The following is a 19,630-nucleotide window of genomic DNA, read 5'->3' on the forward strand; positions in this document are numbered from 1 at the left end:
GATGTATAAATCACAGACAGTGAACTTTTTAATAAACATTGTTATTTTTATTTTATGCCTTATGACTTTTGTGATATTGCTAAACAATAAAAATTCATTATACGATGGCTATCAAAATATGTACTTATTACCTTTATTCTACATTTTAAGTCATTTTTTATTTATAAATAGAGTACTGTTGAAAAATGGTATTAGTATATTTTTAGCTGTATATTTAGTTGTGAGTCTTACAAGGTTTACAATATTACCATATCTCATTTTTAAATCAGGTTGGTATTTTGGAAGATCATTATATTTACCAACTGCTGAGCAATTTAATCAAGCAATTTTTTTAATAATTTATGAATTATTATGCTATAATGCTACGATTTATTTAGCCCATAAATATTTTTTTAATAAAGATTTCCTAACAAAAAAAAGTAGAAAAATAATAAAATTCGAATCAAATACAGTTATCTATTTTCTATTCATAGGAATAAGTTTTTTATTATTATTACTTAGACCAGGAGCTTTGAATAATATCTCATTTCTTTCTGTCAATTCTAATTATATGTCATTAGCTGAATTAGATACGATAATGTCCATAATTATTCTAATGTTAAGTTTATCTAGATATTTATTATATTTTATTATCGTGAAATATATAATTAATATCTTCAATGATAAACATCCATTTTTAACTTTTGTTTTAGTATGTACAGTAACACTATTAAATAGTCTAATTTTCTTTGGTACTAATAGATCGGATTTCTTATTTACTTTTATAATTAGCTTGATAATTTTAAATTATTTATATGGTAAAATTGGTATATTTATCAGTGCTTTTTTTGTTACATTAATACCCTCGGTTATTACTCGAATCTCCTCATTTAGAGAAACTAGTACAATAACTAGCGGTAAGGATGAACTCATAGATATTACAGATTATTTACAAGTATATTTGGGTGGTATTTATAATGTAGCAATAAGTCTAGATTTACCATCTAGAGCCGGGAATATACCTTTATTAATTGCTGATATATTTAGATCAGCAATAGGTCCAAATGTTATATTGAAAAACTTTGATTTTATAACTAGTTCACAACTTTTTAATTATAGACTTTATCTTAGTGACCATGTAGCACAAATTATACCAATGATTGGACAAGGCGAGTTATATTTAGGAACATTTTTTTCACCATTATTAGGATGTGTATTTATAATTATAGCGGTTTACTTTACAAAAGTTATTGTAGAAACTAATAGTTTTGAACTAATGTTTATGTTAATGCTAACAAGTGGGCGATTCGGATTTGTTATGGCTCAGAATGGAAATATATTTATCAATGAATTAACTTTTACGCTCCCACTGTTTCTACTAATCTATTATATAAATAAAAAAGTGGTGGTAAAAGGTGCAAAAAACTAAAAATTATATATTTACTTTAATGGGTAATATAAGTATTTCATTTTCAAAGTGGGTAATACTTATACTTATTGTTAGGTTGACTAATATGGAAGAGGTTGGTAAATATACTTTTGCCATTGCTATAACAACACCAATAGTTTTATTTGTAAACATGAGGCTTAGGTTAAGATATATAGTCGAAGATTTAAATTTTTCTGATGTTAAAAAACTTCGTTGTTATTTGAGTGTGGCGGTATTGATATTCATTTCATTAATAGGGCTTATTTTTTACGATGAATTACTAATTTATATGTGCCTAATAACTCTAATTAAGATAGCTGAACTGCAATCAGACTTGTATTATGCTATATATCATAAATTAGCAAATTTTAAGGTAATTAGTATACAACAAATTATAAGGTCTATTTTCACTGTCTTAATTTTTGGACTAGTATTATATATATCTGAGGATATAGTCCTTGCTCTAACAATTCAGGTGATTTTTCATATAACTTGGCTAATAATAGTAGAACGAAAAGCAGAAAGTTTATTAAATCATAATAAATCCAAACAATCCATCCAAAATATATGGACAATATTTATTATAGGATTACCACTTGCTATTGTACAAGTTATAAATTCTTATAATGTATTAATCCCACGTTATTTCATAGAGCACTTTGTTTCAGTAGAAATACTAGGTGTCTTTGCAGCTATAAGTTATTTATTGACAATAGTTGACCTATTTATGAATGCTATATCTCAGAATATTATTTTGGATATAAAAGATTCTATAAAAAACTATAAATATAAAGAAATTAACAGACTTATATTTTTAAAAGCCCCTGCCGTTTCACTCATGCTATTAATTTTCATGCCAACTATAACTTATATTACAGGAAGAAAAATAATTGAAATAATTTACGGTAGTGATTACTCGAACTATTATTTAATTCTAGTAATTGTGTCAATATCTATTAGTTTTAATTTATTGAGCTGGATATATGATACAACAATCATGGCATTTAAAAAGTATAAGCAACAGTTGTACGTATCATTATTAACTTTAGCTGTATCGGTCTCAGTTTCTTTTTATTTTATTTATTTTTGGGGAGTATATGGAGCAGCGATATCAATTACCATAATCAGTTTTACACAAATGAGTTTAAAATTAATAATTTTAAATTTGGCTATTAAAAAAGAGGTGAGAGAGTTTGAAAGTAGCATTTATTCATGACTTTCATGTTATTAATTATAAAAATGATTATTTCTCTACAAACTTTAACTATAAAATGTGGCAAAGATACCTAGGTGTTTATAATGAGTTAGTTATTGTTTCTAGAGTTAAACAAGTTAAGAAAAAACCTGAAAAAATGCCTTTGTCTTCTGGAGAAAATATCTATTTTAATAATATTAATGAATATTCATCTATTAAAAATTTTTTTAAATATTATAAAAAGATAGAAAAAAAGATAGAAAAAACAATTGAAGAGTCAGACGGCGTAATTATAAGATTACCAAGCATTTTAGGCTTTATGGCTGCAAAAATTTGCCAAAAAAAAAATAAAAGTTATTGTGTTGAAGTTGTTGGAGCTTCATTCGAAGCGTTTTGGTATAGAGGGCTTTACAGTAAGATTGTGGCTATTCCTGCGGAAATAATGCAAAAAAAAGCTATTAAGAATGCTGATGTCGCAATATATATAACAGAAAAATACTTACAGAAAAAATATCCTAACAATAATAAATCTTTTTATGGTGTTTCTAACGTTACCATAGATGACCTTAAAGATTATAAAAATGAACTAGAAGAAAGAGGGTCCATAAGAATAGGTTTAGTTGGTTCTACTTTTGTTAAGTATAAGGGGCATTTATGTGCGCTTAGAATGCTAATAGAACTTTTAGAAAAGGGTTATAAGGTAAAGCTTTCATTTGTTGGTCAAGGACCTAGTGAAAATATAAAAAGACAGGTTAAAAAGCTTAACTTACAAAACTATGTAGAATTTAAAGGAACTATAAAGAACAGAGAAGAAATGAATAAATGGTATAGAAGCTTAGATATTTATATTCAACCAAGTATAACAGAAGGACAGGGAAGATCAATTGTTGAAGCTGTTAGTAATGGTATTCCTACATATGCTTCAAATGTAGGGGGGATTTCAGATAGTGTAGATAATGCGTATTTATTTGATAAAAATGATAATTACCAGCTAGCACAATTAATAATAAAAAATATAGAAAACCCTAAAATTGCTAGAGAGAATGTTAAGAAAAATCAAGAGAAAATAAGTAAATATAATAAGGCAAATATTGAAAGTAAAAGAAATAAAGCTTTGAAAAAATATAGACAAATTATAAAGGATGATAACCGATAAAATGAAAGTTCTAATAACAGGTACTGCAGGATTTATTGGTTCACATTTAGCAAAAAAGTTAATTGAAAAAGGTCATTCTATTGTTGGTGTGGATAACATAAATGATTATTATAATCCTCAATTAAAAGAGGATAGATTAAAGACTATTGACGAAAATTATCACACTTTTTATAAACTTAATCTAGAAGATTATGATGAATTAACAGGTGTTTTTAGAAAAGAAGTACCGGATATTGTTATCAACTTAGCTGCTCAAGCGGGTGTACGTTATAGCTTGGAAAACCCTAGAGCGTATATTGATTCGAATATTGTTGGTTTCATGAATGTTTTAGAGTGTTGCCGTCATTTTGATGTGAAGCATTTAATTTATGCATCATCTAGTTCTGTTTATGGTGCGAATACTTCTAAACCGTTCTCAACAAGTGATAATGTAGATCATCCGTTAAGTTTATATGCAGCAACAAAGAAATCTAATGAATTAATGGCGCATACATACAGTCATTTATATAATATCCCAACAACAGGACTTAGATTTTTTACAGTGTATGGACCATGGGGACGCCCTGATATGGCATTGTTTAAATTCACAAAATCTATTATAGAAGGTAAAGAAATCGATGTTTATAATCATGGTAATATGATGCGTGACTTTACTTATGTTGATGATATTATTGAAGCTATTAGTCGATTAGTTGAAAGACCCGCACGACCAAATAATGAATGGAATGGCAATGCTCCAGACCCTGGTTCTTCATATGCACCATATAAAGTATATAATATTGGTAATAATAGTCCTGTTCGCTTAATGGAATTCATTGAGGCAATTGAGAAGAAGCTTAATATTGAAGCTAAGAAGAACTATATGGACTTACAACCAGGGGACGTTCCTGAAACTTACGCCAATGTTGAAGACTTATTTAGAGACATTGACTTTAAGCCTGAAACTAATATTCAAGATGGAGTCAATGAGTTTGTGGATTGGTACATTAATTATTATGATATAAAACTATAAGAGGTGCTAATATGAGAAAAATAGGAGTAGTTGGTCTCGGTTATGTAGGATTACCAATGGCTGTTACTTTTGGTAAGAAACAACACGTAATTGGTTTTGATATTAATGAAAATAGAATTGAAGAATTAAAAAAAAGTTTTGATCGTACAGAAGAGGTGGAGGCTGCTGATTTAGAAAAAGCGGATATTTTATATACATCAGATTTAGATGATTTAAGTCAATCGGATTTCATTATCGTTGCGGTTCCAACACCGATTAATGAACATAAGCAGCCGAATTTAGCGCCGCTTCTTGGTGCAAGTCAATCTGTTGGAAAAGCATTAGTGAATGCGCCGAAAGGCACAATTGTTGTTTTTGAATCGACGGTGTACCCTGGTGCTACTGAGGAAGATTGTATACCTGTTCTTGAGAAATACTCAGGGCTTAAAGCAGGAGAGGATTTCTTTGTTGGCTATTCTCCAGAACGTATTAACCCAGGAGATAAGGTAAATACGTTTGAGTCTATTATTAAAGTCGTTTCTGGACAAAATGATGAAGTTTTAGATATTATTGCTAAAGTTTATGAATCAGTAGTTACTGCTGGTGTTCATCGAGCATCAAGTATTAAAGTAGCTGAAGCAGCTAAAGTGATTGAGAATACTCAGCGTGACGTAAATATTGCTTTAATGAATGAAATTGCAATTATTTGTAGTAAAGCTGGAATTGATACCAATGAGGTACTAAAAGCGGCACGTACAAAATGGAATTTCTTAGATTTCAGACCAGGGTTAGTTGGGGGGCACTGCATTGGTGTTGATCCATATTATTTAACATATAAAGCACAAGAACTTGGTCACCATCCTGAAGTCATTCTCTCTGGACGTAGAATTAACGATAATATGCCGAAATTAATCGCATCAGATATAGTTCAAAAACTACTTAAAAATGGGCATGAAGTTCAAGGAAAAACTGTGAATTTCTTAGGTTTAACATTTAAAGAAAATTGTCCTGATTTAAGAAATACAAAAGCTGTTGATTTAATTAATGAGTTAGAGAACTATGGTCTAAACGTAGTAGTGAATGATGTTGAAGCGGATTCTGAGGAAGCTAAACAACTTTATGATGTAGATTTAAAAGAAAAAGATGAATTAGAAGTTTCAAATGCTCTAATTATTGCGGTTCAACATGAGGACTATATTAAAAATAAAGAAAGTTATTTAGAATTAGTATCTGACGATGGAATCGTTTTTGATATTAAGGGTATGATTTCTAAACAAGATTTAAAAGAGAATCAGAAACTATGGAGGCTTTAATTTGACTAAAACAAAAGTTGTTCAAGTTTCCGCAATTGATATGACACAAGTGAAATTACTGAATGAGTTGAATAAAGCATCAATGGATAATGGATTTGAAGTTCATTGCGTTAGCTCTAGTGGAGAGTATGTTCGGGAAATACTTGACGAAGGATTTATTTTTCATCCTATTAATATCGATAGAAAAATAAATCCAATTCGTAATATTATTTCACTAGTTAATATGTACAAACTGTTTAAAAGATTGAAACCAGAGATTGTTCATGTTCATACGCCTATTGCAGCTGTACTTGGAAGAATTGCTTCAAAGATGGCTGGAGTACCTAACATTATCTATACAGCACACGGATTTTATTTTCATGATCAAATGGATAGTAAAGCTTATAAAGTTTTCTATAATGTTGAAAAGTACATGGGAAGATTTTTTACAGACTATATATTTTTTCAAAGCGAAGAGGATTATAACTTAGCAGTTAAGAATCATTTTCTTAAAGAAAGTAGCAACTATTTACACATTAGTAATGGCATTAATCTTGATCATAAATATAATTATAATGAAATAAGTGAAGAAGCGATTTCAAATCTTAAAAATAAACATAATATTAAAGATAATGATTTAGTCATTTCATTTATAGGGAGATTAGTAGAAGAAAAAGGAATTTTTGATTTACTAAATGCCATTGATAAATTAGATGATTATAACTTAAAGTTTATAATTATGGGCTCCTTACCAAAAAGTGAAAGAGATCAGTATAGCTATTCTAAGATACAACAATATATGGATAGAGAAAACATTATTTTTACGGGTCAAGTGGATAACGCAGAAGAATATTTATATTTAAGTGATGTCTTTTGTTTACCATCTTATAGAGAAGGTATGCCACGTTCAATTATTGAAGCAATGTCCATGAAAAATGCAATCATTGCTACTGATATAAGAGGTAGTAGAGAAGAAGTTGTTAATGGAGAAACTGGTTTTATTATTGATTTAAATAGTAGTGAACAAATTGCTGAAAAAATTAAATATCTAAATTCTAATGAGGAGTTGCTTAATAATATGAAAGAGGCATCTTATTTAAGATCTCAAAAGCTTTATGATGAGAAAGAAGTTATTAAAAAACAATTAGCAGTATTTGATAGGATAAGAAATGAGTGATATATCTTGTTAAAGCGAACTTTTGATGTAGTTGCAAGTACAGCAGGTATTCTATTGACAGCGCCTATTATGATAGGTAGTGCGATTTTAATCAGTAGAAATTTAGGCAAGCCTGTTATTTTTAAGCAGACAAGACCAGGTTTAGATGGAAAACCTTTTGATATTTATAAATTTAGATCTATGTCAAACGATGTCGATGAGAATGGCGAATTATTACCAGATCATCTGAGAATGACTAAAACAGGAGAGTTTATTAGAAATACTAGCATTGACGAACTGCCACAATTATTTAATGTTTTAAAAGGAGACATAAGCATTGTTGGGCCTAGACCACTTCTTATGGAATATTTACCATTATATAATGATGAACAATTAAAAAGACATGATGTAAAACCAGGGATTACTGGTTGGGCACAAGTGAATGGTAGAAATGCGATTACCTGGGAAGATAAATTTAAATTAGACGTATGGTATGTTGAAAATCAATCCTTTTCTTTAGATATGTACGTTATATTTTTAACTGTTAAAAATGTTTTAAAAAGAAAAGATATTAGTGCTGATAACCATGTAACTATAGAAAAGTTTAAAGGAAGTCAATCATGAAACCTTTAATTTTAATAGGAATGGGTGGACATTCTAAAGTTATATTTGACATTGTAAATAGTAAAAATGAATATGAAGTTAGAGGCTTTCTTGATGATAGTGTAAAAAGTTATCATAAGAAGAATGATTTATTCTATGATAGCTTAAAAAATATTGACCTGTACAAAAGCGATTATTATTTTTGTATTGCTATTGGCAGTAACGTTGTTAGAGAAAAGAAATTTAATGAATTAAATATCTCACTAGAAAATTTTCCTGTCCTATCACATAAAAGTGCTATAATATCTAATCACTCTAAAATAGGTTATGGGACTGTAGTTATGGCCAATACAGTAATTAATAGAAGTACAAAAATAGGTAATCATTGTATTATTAATACCGCTTCAGTTATTGAGCATGATAATTTAATTGGAGATTATACACATATATCTCCTGGTGCTATTTTAACTGGAGGAGTAACTGTACAAAATTTTTCACACATAGGAGCAGGTACCACTGTAATACCGAATATAAAAATAGGACAAAATGTTATTATAGGAGCTGGATCAACAGTTATATATAATATCGAAGACAATGTTACTGCAGTAGGTACACCAGCTAAAATAATTAAGGAGAATGTATTATAATGGCAGAAAAAATATTATTATCATCTCCCCATATGGGTGGAACAGAATTAGATTATATAAACGATGCATTTAATAAAAACTGGATAGCCCCGCTTGGAGAAAATGTAAATAACTTTGAAAGTTCTGTGAAACAATATACTGGAAGTAAGGCTGCATTAGCTCTTAGTAGTGGTACTGCTGCAATTCATCTTGCCTTAATTGAAGCGGAAGTTAAAGAAGATGATATTGTATTTTGTTCATCACTCACATTTAGTGCTTCAGCCAATCCTATTCTTTATCAAAAAGCGACTCCTGTTTTTATAGATTCTGAAGAAGATACTTGGAATATGTGTCCAAAAGCTCTTAAAAAGGCTTTTGAAAAATATGAATCTCTTGGTAAAAAAGTAAAAGCAGTAGTTGCAGTTAATTTATATGGACAATCTGCAAAATATGATGAGATTGTAGAGATTTGTCAAAAGCATGATGCGGTTTTAGTTGAGGATGCTGCAGAATCTTTAGGTTCAGAGTATCTTGGTAAAAAGAGTGGTACTTTTGGTGACCTTGGAATCTTTTCTTTTAATGGAAACAAAATCATCACAACTAGTGGGGGTGGTATGCTGATTTCTAATGATGAGGAGAAGATCAAACACGCACTTTTTCTCTCCACGCAAGCTCGTGAAAAAGCGCTTCACTATCAACACGAAGAAATGGGATATAACTATCGTTTAAGTAATATTTCAGCTGGTATTGGTATCGGACAGATGGAAGTTCTTGACGACCGTGTCAACCGTAGAAGAGAGATTTTCAATATATATAAAGAAAGCCTTAAAGATATTGAAGGTGTCAATTTCCAGCCTGAAATTGAATATTCTAAATCTAATAGATGGTTAACAGCACTGACTATTGATAGTATTGATACGTATGACTTAATCAATTACTTAGGTCAACATAATATTGAAGCACGCCCTGTGTGGAAACCAATGCACTTACAACCAGTTTTTAAGGATTATGATTATATATCCCTAAATGAGGATGTATCTAAAGGTCTATTTGAACGAGGCGTTTGTTTACCATCAGGATCAAATTTAACGAATAAAGAAGTTTATTTTGTTTGTGATACTATAAAAGAATATTTCAAAGCACTTTAATTCGCTTAAAGTGAGAAAGGAATTATTATGGAAGAGCAACCAAAAAAGATAAGAAAACGTAGACGCCGTAAAAAGAAAATGCCTGTATGGCTAAAAGTACTAATCACATGTTTTCTTGTATTTATTATCGCGGGTGCAGCTTTTGCAGGGTTTACTTTTTATAAGTTAAACCAATTGAGTACGAGTATTAATGAAGGTACAGAAGAGAGACAAGCTTCTAAACTTAGAAGAGAAGATGTAAATGTTGATAAAAAAGACCCGATTTCGATCGCGTTATTCGGTATTGACTCTGACGAATCTCGAGATGGACTCGGCGAGCGTTCGGATTCGATTATTCTTTTATCAGTGAACCCAAATACTAATAAAACGGTAATGGTAAGTGTCCCAAGAGATACGCGTGCTGAAATAGTCGGAAATGGTACGGTTGAGAAAATTAACCACGCTTATGCATATGGTGGACCAACTATGGCTAAAGATTCTCTTGAAAATTTAATGGATGTACCGATAGATCATTATGTCAGCATTAATATGGATGGCTTAAAGGATTTAATAGATATCGTTGGTGGCGTAACTGTTACAAGTAATGCTACGTTTACTGTAAGAGGGAATTCGTATGTTGAAGGATTACCTTATGACATGGATGGTACTGAGGCTCTCGCGTTTACGAGAAGTCGTTATGAAGAAGGTTCTGGTGGTGACTTCGGTCGTCAGGATCGTCAACAACTCGTCGTTGAGGCATTAGGTCAAAAGTTATTATCCGTTGGCTCGATTACAAGAATTAACTCGATTGTAGATACGCTTGGCTACAATGTAAAAACAGACTTAACGATGGCGGATATCCAAGATATTGGTACAAAGTATAATGGTGCACGCCGTAATGTTGAACGTATTCAATTAGAGGGTACTGGAGAAACTATGGAAGACGGATTATGGTATTTCTTACCTGACGAAGACAGTCTAAAAGAAGCAGAGAGAAAGTATAAAGAGAATTTAGAGATAGAATAGAAATAGCTGAGATATTTAATATCTCAGCTATTTCTTTAAATCATTTTGAAAGTCTATCTCAAAGCCTAAGTGATGGAGATCAATATGACTTTCGTACTTTTTAATAAGATTTTTAAATCGTGAAAGAATTTCATTATTCCATGTATTTTTATCAGGATATAGTTCCTTTATAATTACAAATAATGGCCACAAACTTCTATTGCGCGAATTGTTGTTAAACCCTTTTGGTATTTGTGTAAATGTATTATAGTAAATACGATCAGTGTGCGCGCATATATTACGTAGAATAGTTATACAATGGAACCAACTTTTTAACTTTGCATAATTTATTCTATATAAATGAGCGATTTGCTTTTGATCACTTATTTTTAAGTCACTATAAAAAATTGAAGTAGTTGTAAGAGAAAACATTTCTACCATAACCCATATTGGGAAACGAGAATTATAGTTTTTCTTATGGTGTTTAACATACAGTTTATCCTTTTGCTTTCTTTTTAGCTTTTCGATTGTTTCAAGGAATTTTGTATGATTGTGCATAGCATTAAAATTATTCTTATTTAAATAACCTTCTGAACCATATTTATGTGCACAATAATATGCTAACTTAGTCTTCAAGTCTGTTTCAATAGGTTCTATCATTTCGAGAATTAAATTTCTAAGTTCTCTATCGAAAAGGTAAATATTATTAAGTCGATTAAAATCGATATTTTGATATTCATCATTCTGAGTCTTAAAAGGCAGTAAGTAAGCTGAAATTTTATAGTAGTTAATTTGAGAAAGAATCTTTTTAGTTTGTTCTTTATCAGTAATTGAACAACCTCTTTGTTCTAATTTAGCGATTTGCTCATCATAAGTTATTGGAGGCTTTAAGTCTTTCAAACGTCTTCACCTTTATAAAAAAATGTCTCCCACTGGGACACATCATCATAGATGAGAGGTGCGGGGAGTCCTATTAGATTCATAATATAATAATATTTAATAATAGTCAATAGAAACAAATTATTGTTGATAGAAGGTGTGTTAGATGAATAAAATGTATAGTACATTTGAAATGTTATATATGCATTTTACTTTTCCTATTTTAATTTTGTTAGTAATATTAATATTTTATAAAGAATTTAAGAAACTTTTCGATGTGTTAATTAATAAAATAAGAGAAGCTGACGATATTAAACTAGGATCTTCAAACATTATTTTAGAGCTAGCTAACAGAGAGAACAGCATTAAGAAGCAATTAGAGCTAATTTATGATAAAAACAGATTATTGCAACAGAAACTTGAAGAAAATAGAGGTGGATTAGGTACCGGCGGTGGAGGTGGGGAAGGAAATATATCGTCGCATGAATATGAGCTTATAACAAATCCAAGATATTTGCGCCAAGAACTCAAAGTTAGAAGTGCTAAAGAGTTAATCACAGAGCTCTATGATTTATATTATCATAATCGAATGATATATCATGGGCCTGAAGATAATTTAGTCCTTAATACTAAAGAAGAAATCGATGAATTTTACTCATTCTCCAAAAATATAGAAAATGAGAGTCTAATTACTGAGGATTTAGTAATAAATTTCCAAAAAATTATTAAAGCAATTTTAGATTATCAACAATATTTATCTTCAGTAAAATTCTTAGAAGAATATAATTAAAAACCTTAGCAAAACTGATGGTTTTAAATATGGACTATTATATAAAAATCATAAGTAATAGTGCAATATACAACTATTACTTATGAAATCTTTTATCAACATATAGTGATAAAGTATTTAAAATAAATTAAAATGCATCAATCTAAGAGATAGTATAATAATCGAATTTGCGCAGTAAATTCGGTCTATTTAAACCGTCACCGTTATTTTCGTACCTTTTCCTTCTTCAGACTCTACTTCTATTTCACCGCCGTGTAGGTCGATGATTTCTTTAACGATTGCCATTCCGAGTCCGTTTGATGGGATGTTGTCTTCGGCGCGATGGTCTTTATGGAATCTCTCAAAGAGATGCGATTTTGTGTCTTCGTTCATACCGATGCCGTCATCTTCTACGATGATTGCTACGCGCTCATTGTTTTTTCTGACATAGATATTGATTTCACCGTAATGATTCGTGTATTTAATTGCGTTAGTGAGTAGGTTCGTAATCGCCTGATATAAGAGATGGCTGCTTCCATATATTTCGATATCTTCAACGTGCGTCATTAAAAAGATTTCTTTTTGGTCGAGCATGTATGACTGACTTTGGACGATTTCGTTAATAAATGGTCGTGCACCGAAGTGCGTTTTCTCTAGCTGTGATTCACTCTGTTCAATTGAAGCGAGGAGTAACAGTTGCTTTGTTAACCCGCTCAGTCGCTTCGCCTGGTGTTCCATATTTTGAATCGTGTCTTTATTGTATTCTCGTTTTAATGATTCAAGTTGCATGAGTAAGTTCGCGATCGGGGACTGGATTTCGTGTGAGACGTTAGCAACGAATCGTTCGTTCGTTTTTTGTTGATCTCGAATCGCTTGACTCATATGCGCCATCTCACGTTGCAGTGTTCCGATTTCATCGCGTCTAGTGACAATGTTTTCTGTCGTATATTTTCCTAACCTTATGTCACTGGCGAAATTCTTTAACCGAATGACCGGTGCGATTATAAAGTTAGACGATAAAGCAACAAATATAATCGAGAAAACGATTAAAAGACTCAGTAGAATCGCTAAAAATATACGAAACTCTCCCATACTTTCTCCGACGTTTGGTCTCATAAATACGGAATACGTCTCACCGTGAATTGTGACATTTGTACCGACCGTGTTTTTCGTTTCATTGTCAAAGAATCCTGTAATTAAAATGTTGAACGGTCGATTTTTAATTCCGTGATAGATGTCATCTTGCAGTGCATCTTCTGGTAAGTTATCGAGTCGAAACGGATCGCCGTAAAATTGTTTTTCTCCGTCTTTAATCACAACGAGTTGAAAGTCTAAACTCGCGATTTGGTTAAAAATTTCTTCAGCAGGTCTCTTATCATTTTCTATAAACTCTTTTTGTTTTAATAACGTTTCAGTAATGCGCGCGTCGTTTTTTTCTTTCTCATAAAAATGGTAGTAGACGTTTGAGAGTAGGAATGCGAGTATGCTGCTTATTGCCATAACAACGAGTGTAATGACGATAAAACGCGTCGACAAATGTTTAAAGTTCATGGACTTGATATCCAATCCCGCGCACTGTTTTAATCTCAATACGAGAGTTTACAGCACTGAGTCGTTTTCTTACGCGTTTAATATGCACGTCTACTGTACGTTCGTCACCTTCAAAGTCATATCCCCAAATTTCTTCAATGAGCATATCTCTACTACATACATTCGGATAATTTATGAAAAGATTCTCGAGCAACTCGAATTCTTTTCTCGGGAAATATAGTGTTTCAGAATCGACTTCGACTAAGTACGCATTACTATCTAAAGTGACATTCCCAATCGTCGTACTTGATGATTGACCGTATCTTGAAAGGACCGCTTCAATTCTAAATTTTAACTCTTCTGGTTCAAATGGTTTCGTCATATAATCATCCGTTCCAGCTTGATACGCTTCACGTTTATCATATAATTCACTTCTCGCTGTAAGCATAATGACCGGTATATCGTAATCGTTTTTTATATGTTTACAAAGTTCAAAGCCGTTCATATACGGCATCATGACGTCGACAACAGCGAGGTGTATATCTTCATCTTGTAAAATATCGAAAGCCTGCATTGCGTCTTCGGCTAGAAACGGCGTGTAGTCAGGCTTTAACTTTGACGCGACCATATCACGAAGGGACGCTTCGTCGTCTACAATTAAAATGTTAACCATAATTTCCTCCTAAAATAATTTGTTCATATTGAGTTCATAGTAGCGGTGTAATATACACAGTGAAGGAAGGGATGGACCAATGAAAATCGCTTTTAAAGAACTCAAATACTATAAATTCAAATACTTAATGATCGGCATAATTTTATTTTTACTCGCATTTTTAGTCATGTTTGTTTCAAGTTTAGCACAAGGGCTTGGAAAAGATAATATATCAATGATCGAGTCATTATCTGGTGAAGAAATTCTAATTGAAGATGATTCAAACAATGAGATTCAGCAGTCTGTTTTAAGTGAAGATGTCGTAAGTGACGCACGCGACAATGGCTATAAAAGTCTATCGATGACACCTCTAAGATTTGAAAACAACGACAGCGTACAGCTCGTTTATACAGATGCTGTGAATTTAAATATTGTTGAAGGAAGTCAGCCAAAAGGAAAAGATGAAATACTCGTTGACAGTACGATGGCAGAAAGCTATAACGTTGGCGATACAGTTGAAGTAAAGGACTCAGATATCACGTATAAGATAAGCGGATTTGTTAAACGTCAAATGTACGCGCACACGCCAATCGCTTTTACAACAAAAGAGGGCTTCGAAAAAATTAAAGAAGCAGACGTCAATATTATGATTGGTAGTAAGAATTTTGAAGCGGACGGTGTTACGACGATTACGAAGCAAGATTTAATGAACGGCATTCCGAGTTATCAAGCAGAGCAGTTACCACTCAATTTAATGGTCGTGTTTTTATTCGTCATTTCTGCGATTGTGATTAGCGCATTCTTCTACGTTATAACGATACAAAAAACGAAAGAATACGGCATTTTAAAAGCAATCGGCACAAAAAATATACGTATGGTATCGATGATCGTCACTGAAGTGTTCGTCATCGTTATATTAAGTACACTAATTGCGATTGGCCTCACGTACTTACTGAGTACTTTATTACCAGTAACGATGCCGTTTTTCGTAAACAATAAATTAGTCGTGTTATTATTTGGATCATTTATGGTTGTATCATTAATTGGCGCACTATTATCAGTAATTAAAGTCGTAAAAATCGATCCGTTAACAGCGATAGGAGGAGATTAATGTGTTAAAGCTAGAGAATATATCAAAAACTTACGGTAAAGGTGATACTCAAACTGAAGTGCTAGAAGATATCAACTTAAAAGTAGACAGTGGAGAACTCGTCGTATTATATGGACCGTCCGGTTCAGGGAAAAGTACGCTACTATCGATTATCGGTGCTCTTTTATCCCCAACAGATGGAAAGATTATTATGGATGGAGACGACTGGACGTCTTATAAAGATAGCGAAATGACAGACTTACGACTCGGAGAAATTGGATTTATATTTCAAGAGTCTCACTTACTGCCGTACTTAAAAGTCCGCGAGCAACTCGAGTTTGTCGGACGTGAAGCGGGTATGAGTAAAAAAGAAGCAAAAGCACGTGCCGAAGAAATCCTTAAATTATTTGGACTCGATCATCGCCTCGACCATTACCAAAAATCACTATCTGGTGGTGAACAACAACGCGTCGCGATTGCTCGCGCGTTTATGAACAACCCGTCACTCATATTGGCAGACGAACCAACCGCATCACTCGATTTCGAGCGCGCAGTACAAGTCGTCGAAGTTATCCAACAGCGCGTCAAAGAAAACGGCGCAGCATGCATCATGATCACGCATGATCAGCGCATTTTCAAATACGCAGATCGCCTATACGTCTTAAAAGGCGGCAAGTTACAAGAAGAAAAAATACAAGATAAAGAAAGCGCATAGAGATAAATAAACTTTCTCCTTCTGTAGAATTCTCGCGGATTCCCCTGAACTATTCCTAGATTCCCCCTAAAGATATAGGATAGTTTGGGGGAATCTTTTTTTGTGGGGAGGGGGAGTAATTTAACTGAGAATCGTCGGTGGAGTGCCGGATTCGCCGTCGATTCCGGTTATCGCCTGCGAAAACGAACTCTCGCCTACGCAGCCAGCATTATCGTCGGCGACTTTTTATTTCACCGACGGTAATAACAGTATCGTCGGCGAAAAACGGGATTTTCGAGAATTCGCCGACGATTCGGCAATTCCCGACGGCGAATAGAAATTTGGCCGACGATAAGTCCCATAGCGTCGGTGGAAATCTCATTTCACCGACGATTCAGCCGAAATCAAAGAATCGCCGGCGAATAATCCTATTCACCGACGATTCGAACCAATTTCCAGCCGCTAGCCGAGCACTCTCATTCAAATTCACCGTCCGCACGCACCGCTACTTTACAAGATAAAATACTACGGGGTTTTTCTTCTTCATCGTAATGTATAATGCGTACCGCGACCTTTGTTGTGACGCACGCATTCTTCAGTTAATACTTTTTGTAAATTGTGTTTTGTGAGTACCCCACCTGAGAAGTCGATGAGTGCGGGTACAGTAATTTTCTCTGTCGGAAAAAGGACAGAGAAGTCCCGAGCGGTTTCAAGAACTATTTCTTTTACTGAGGTTTTCAAATCGCATGTCTCGCAAGTAAAAGAATTTCGCCCAGATAGGTGAAGCGGAGAACCGTCGTTAAAGCAAAATACATTTTTCTTTAAATTATCATATTGATAGATGACTTGTGCGGGGCGAGTGTCTTTTATATTATGCGCGAGTAACTTTTCCTTTAACTGAAGAGTGGTATCACTCACAGCATCTCGGTTTCTAGCCAAATTGTCTAGAACGCGCCTCAGTTGTGCACGCGTAATAATCGATAGGTGATCCGGTGCATTATACAAATGGAATTCTTCGTTTATAAATACGACAAACTTACGAACCGATCGTCTTATATCTAATCTATAAAGTAATTCACGAAATTTTTCCGTCGCATCATCCAGTTGACGAACAGGTGACGGGATTTTTTGCATATTATGATATACATAAAACTCATCTTCTTTATAAATAAAATCACCAATGTAGTTTTTCACTTCAAACAGTATACATTCATTATTAGATAAAAAAACAGTATCTATTTGACGTGTAGAGCCATCAATTTCAAACGTAAAATCATGGATACTTGTACACGTATTATACGAAGCTAAAATCTCAGAAAACTCATTTTCACCTTCAAACCCACGCTCTAATCGCTCTAAGTAATATTTAGAATCATCATCTAATGGTAATCGCCACTTTAACGCACGCAACTGCTGATGCGCAAAACTTCTTTCCAACATATAAAACCTCCAGCTGTTTTACGCTTATATTAGCTGATAAAGTACAATCAGTCTAAAAGCAATTTTCTAATTTCCGTTCTTAAAATACGTAGTATTTAAAAAAGCATTCTCAGTTTTTAAATAACTCATTAAGCAGATTTTTAAAATCTGTTTGCAAAATAAAAAAAGATGAGTCTCCTCATCTTTATTTCACTTCATTGACGTATGCGATTATTCCGCCGTTTAAGTTTTTAAATTCGTAACCGAGTTGTTCTAAGTATTGTGATGCCATTTCACTGCGTTTTCCAGAGCGGCAATATGCATAATACTCGCGGTCTTTCGGTAAATCAAACGTCTCGATTTCGTCAAGTGGATATAGAAGCGCACCTGGAATGTGTACTTCATCGTATTCTTCTTTTGAACGCACATCGATTAACTGCTTGTTGTCCGCGAGTTTTTGTAATTCATCTTTAGTGAAATTTAGCATTTCTAACTGTTCCATTAAAATCCTCCCAACTTTATCTCTAATTTGATTTTATATGAACTCCTCCAAATTGCATACAAAAAAACACCGTATCCGATTCGGATACGATGTTTGAAACTGATCTTATTCTTCGCCGCTAAGTTTGACTAAGATTTTCGCTTGGCTTTTATCTTCAATTAGAGTGTTGAAACCTTTGTCGATAATTTCATCAAGCTCGATTTCACTTGTGATCATTGGGCTTGGGTCGATTTGACCTGATTCAATCATTTTCACAGTTGCTTCAAAAATGTCTGGCTCGTATCCAAGTGTAGAAGAAATTCTTACACCACTTGTTGTGAGTAACATTGGGTTGAAGTCAATTGCTCTTTCAAAGATAGAAACGATTGTTACCATACCTCTTGGGCGAGTTGATTTAATAGATTGTTCTAACGTAATCGGTACACCAGCAACTTCAAATGTACGATCTACGCCGTCTGGATAGAACTGGTGGATATACTCGATAGGGTCTTCTTTACCACTATTTAATGTGTGAGTTGCACCGAATTCTTTCGCCTTTTCTAAACGCTCATCTGATAAGTCGAATACGAAGATATCTCTCGCACCAGCCGCACGTGCAGCAAGTACAGTCACGAGACCAATTGGTCCTGCACCGTAAATCGCAACAGACTCTGCAAATTCCATTTCAGATTCACGAATCGCTTGTAACGCAACAGCTGTTGCGTTACAAGTGCACCGATTTTAAGTGAAGTTGAATCTTGTAATTTAACGATATTCTCTTTTGGAACAACGACATAATCAGCGAACGCACCATCACAACCAAGACCGATGAAAGTACCTTCTTTATAGAAGTCATATAACGGATTCGGGTGTAAGTTATTCGTTAACGCTGGGTTTACACATACTTTATCTCCAACGTTTAACCCTTCAACACCTTCACCTAACTCCTCAATGACACCAGAAAACTCGTGCCCCATAACGACCGGACGCTCTTGACCAGTGATTGGGTTCGGTTCATCACCAGGGATGAAGATCGGGCCACCAAGATATTCGTGTAAGTCCGTACCACAAATACCCGTCCAAGCAACCTTAACTTTCACAAGACCATCTTGAACTTTAGGCTCTTCGACCTCTTCAATACGGACGTCTTTCGTGTCATAGTAAACCACTGCTTTCTTCAAAAACACTCCTTTTATATTTATACATCTATTATACCAAGTGAACGTTCATTATTATGCATAATAAGAAGAAAAAATTCGGCGATTTTGTGAGAAGTTAGAATTTTTGAGTGTGTTTAGGCGATTGATGAGTGGAGGAGCGGGCTTTTATTCTTTTTAAATCGATGAAAAACTAGGGTTGCATGACAATATGGGACAAACTATCGCAAATCGATGAAAAACCTTTGGGGCTGGCACGAATCGTCGGTGAAACGCACTTCTCGCCGACGCTGTGAGGATAATCGTCGGCCAAATTTCAATTCACCGCCGGGAATCATCGAATCGTCGGCGAAATCTCGGGTAACCGGTCAAGTCCATAATATTGTGTAAAATTATATAG

Annotated in this window: 18 protein-coding genes and 1 pseudogene; 13 read left to right on the forward strand and 6 right to left on the reverse strand. The window is 33.4% G+C overall.

Features of this window, described 5'->3' with window-relative positions; all coding sequences use genetic code 11:
* Position 1 precedes the first annotated feature (1 nt).
* Genes HMPREF3177_RS06685 through HMPREF3177_RS06730 form a run of 10 tightly spaced genes read left to right on the forward strand, consistent with a single transcriptional unit; the run spans position 2 to position 10,580 of the window.
* Positions 2-1,408, forward strand: a complete 1,407-nt coding sequence (locus tag HMPREF3177_RS06685) for a hypothetical protein (protein WP_070457978.1) — start codon at positions 2-4, stop codon at positions 1,406-1,408.
* The gene (locus tag HMPREF3177_RS06690) at positions 1,395-2,624 is read left to right on the forward strand and encodes a lipopolysaccharide biosynthesis protein (RefSeq protein WP_070457981.1); all 1,230 of its coding nucleotides are present in this window, start codon (positions 1,395-1,397) and stop codon (positions 2,622-2,624) included. The genes HMPREF3177_RS06685 and HMPREF3177_RS06690 overlap by 14 nt, the downstream gene beginning before the upstream one ends.
* Entirely contained in the window at positions 2,602-3,759 is a 1,158-nt protein-coding gene (locus HMPREF3177_RS06695) for a glycosyltransferase (RefSeq protein ID WP_070457984.1), read from the forward strand. Before HMPREF3177_RS06690 ends, HMPREF3177_RS06695 begins: the two co-directional genes overlap by 23 nt.
* Position 3,760: 1 nt before the next feature.
* Complete coding sequence (locus tag HMPREF3177_RS06700; RefSeq protein ID WP_070457987.1) at positions 3,761-4,771, forward strand: NAD-dependent epimerase; 1,011 nt, start codon at positions 3,761-3,763, stop codon at positions 4,769-4,771.
* Positions 4,772-4,782: 11 nt separating this feature from the next.
* A complete protein-coding gene (locus tag HMPREF3177_RS06705) occupies positions 4,783-6,063 on the forward strand; it encodes a nucleotide sugar dehydrogenase (RefSeq protein WP_070457990.1) in 1,281 nt (426 codons plus the stop codon).
* A 1-nt stretch (position 6,064) separates the two neighbouring features.
* Positions 6,065-7,219, forward strand: a complete 1,155-nt coding sequence (locus tag HMPREF3177_RS06710; protein ID WP_246827410.1) for a glycosyltransferase family 4 protein — start codon at positions 6,065-6,067, stop codon at positions 7,217-7,219.
* Positions 7,220-7,225: 6 nt separating this feature from the next.
* Positions 7,226-7,822 (forward strand): sugar transferase, encoded by a 597-nt coding sequence (locus HMPREF3177_RS06715; RefSeq protein ID WP_070457993.1) that lies wholly within the window; start codon positions 7,226-7,228, stop codon positions 7,820-7,822.
* On the forward strand, positions 7,819-8,448 hold the full coding sequence (locus tag HMPREF3177_RS06720; protein ID WP_070457996.1) for an acetyltransferase: 630 nt from the start codon (positions 7,819-7,821) through the stop codon (positions 8,446-8,448). The genes HMPREF3177_RS06715 and HMPREF3177_RS06720 overlap by 4 nt, the downstream gene beginning before the upstream one ends.
* Entirely contained in the window at positions 8,448-9,575 is a 1,128-nt protein-coding gene (locus HMPREF3177_RS06725; protein ID WP_070457999.1) for an aminotransferase class V-fold PLP-dependent enzyme, read from the forward strand. The genes HMPREF3177_RS06720 and HMPREF3177_RS06725 overlap by 1 nt, the downstream gene beginning before the upstream one ends.
* A 27-nt stretch (positions 9,576-9,602) precedes the next feature.
* Positions 9,603-10,580, forward strand: coding sequence for an LCP family glycopolymer transferase (locus tag HMPREF3177_RS06730; protein ID WP_070458002.1), 978 nt, complete (start codon positions 9,603-9,605; stop codon positions 10,578-10,580).
* Between the two features lie 27 nt (positions 10,581-10,607).
* Here the strand turns inward: HMPREF3177_RS06730 and HMPREF3177_RS06735 are convergent, their stop codons facing one another.
* Positions 10,608-11,459, reverse strand: coding sequence for an Abi family protein (locus HMPREF3177_RS06735; RefSeq protein ID WP_070458005.1), 852 nt, complete (start codon positions 11,457-11,459; stop codon positions 10,608-10,610).
* A gap of 145 nt (positions 11,460-11,604) precedes the next feature.
* Between HMPREF3177_RS06735 and HMPREF3177_RS06740 the strand changes: the two genes are divergently transcribed.
* Positions 11,605-12,228: a hypothetical protein gene (locus HMPREF3177_RS06740; protein WP_070458008.1), complete on the forward strand. Its 624-nt coding sequence runs from the start codon at positions 11,605-11,607 to the stop codon at positions 12,226-12,228.
* Positions 12,229-12,417: 189 nt separating this feature from the next.
* On the opposite strand, the gene HMPREF3177_RS06745 is transcribed toward HMPREF3177_RS06740, so the two are convergent.
* Together HMPREF3177_RS06745 and HMPREF3177_RS06750 are read right to left on the reverse strand one after the other, a co-directional pair.
* On the reverse strand, positions 12,418-13,758 hold the full coding sequence (locus HMPREF3177_RS06745) for a sensor histidine kinase (RefSeq protein WP_070458010.1): 1,341 nt from the start codon (positions 13,756-13,758) through the stop codon (positions 12,418-12,420).
* Positions 13,748-14,410, reverse strand: a complete 663-nt coding sequence (locus HMPREF3177_RS06750; RefSeq protein ID WP_070458013.1) for a response regulator transcription factor — start codon at positions 14,408-14,410, stop codon at positions 13,748-13,750. Before HMPREF3177_RS06750 ends, HMPREF3177_RS06745 begins: the two co-directional genes overlap by 11 nt.
* Before the next feature lie 79 nt (positions 14,411-14,489).
* Here HMPREF3177_RS06750 and HMPREF3177_RS06755 point away from each other — a divergent pair, with 79 nt between their 5' ends.
* Both HMPREF3177_RS06755 and HMPREF3177_RS06760 read left to right on the forward strand, forming a co-directional pair.
* Complete coding sequence (locus HMPREF3177_RS06755) at positions 14,490-15,500, forward strand: ABC transporter permease (RefSeq protein WP_070458016.1); 1,011 nt, start codon at positions 14,490-14,492, stop codon at positions 15,498-15,500.
* A 1-nt stretch (position 15,501) separates the two neighbouring features.
* The gene (locus HMPREF3177_RS06760) at positions 15,502-16,194 is read left to right on the forward strand and encodes an ABC transporter ATP-binding protein (protein WP_068129416.1); all 693 of its coding nucleotides are present in this window, start codon (positions 15,502-15,504) and stop codon (positions 16,192-16,194) included.
* A 522-nt stretch (positions 16,195-16,716) separates the two neighbouring features.
* Here the strand turns inward: HMPREF3177_RS06760 and HMPREF3177_RS06765 are convergent.
* From HMPREF3177_RS06765 to HMPREF3177_RS06775, 3 genes and pseudogenes are all read right to left on the reverse strand, one after another.
* Positions 16,717-17,613: a nuclease-related domain-containing protein gene (locus HMPREF3177_RS06765; RefSeq protein ID WP_070458022.1), complete on the reverse strand. Its 897-nt coding sequence runs from the start codon at positions 17,611-17,613 to the stop codon at positions 16,717-16,719.
* Positions 17,614-17,797: 184 nt separating this feature from the next.
* Positions 17,798-18,094, reverse strand: a complete 297-nt coding sequence (locus HMPREF3177_RS06770; protein WP_068129412.1) for a rhodanese-like domain-containing protein — start codon at positions 18,092-18,094, stop codon at positions 17,798-17,800.
* A gap of 105 nt (positions 18,095-18,199) precedes the next feature.
* A pseudogene (locus HMPREF3177_RS06775) lies at positions 18,200-19,254 on the reverse strand (2,3-butanediol dehydrogenase).
* Between the last annotated feature and the right edge of the window lie 376 nt (positions 19,255-19,630).

This window comes from Nosocomiicoccus sp. HMSC09A07 (genome assembly GCF_001808485.1).
In the GTDB taxonomy this organism is placed as follows: domain Bacteria; phylum Bacillota; class Bacilli; order Staphylococcales; family Salinicoccaceae; genus Nosocomiicoccus; species Nosocomiicoccus ampullae_A.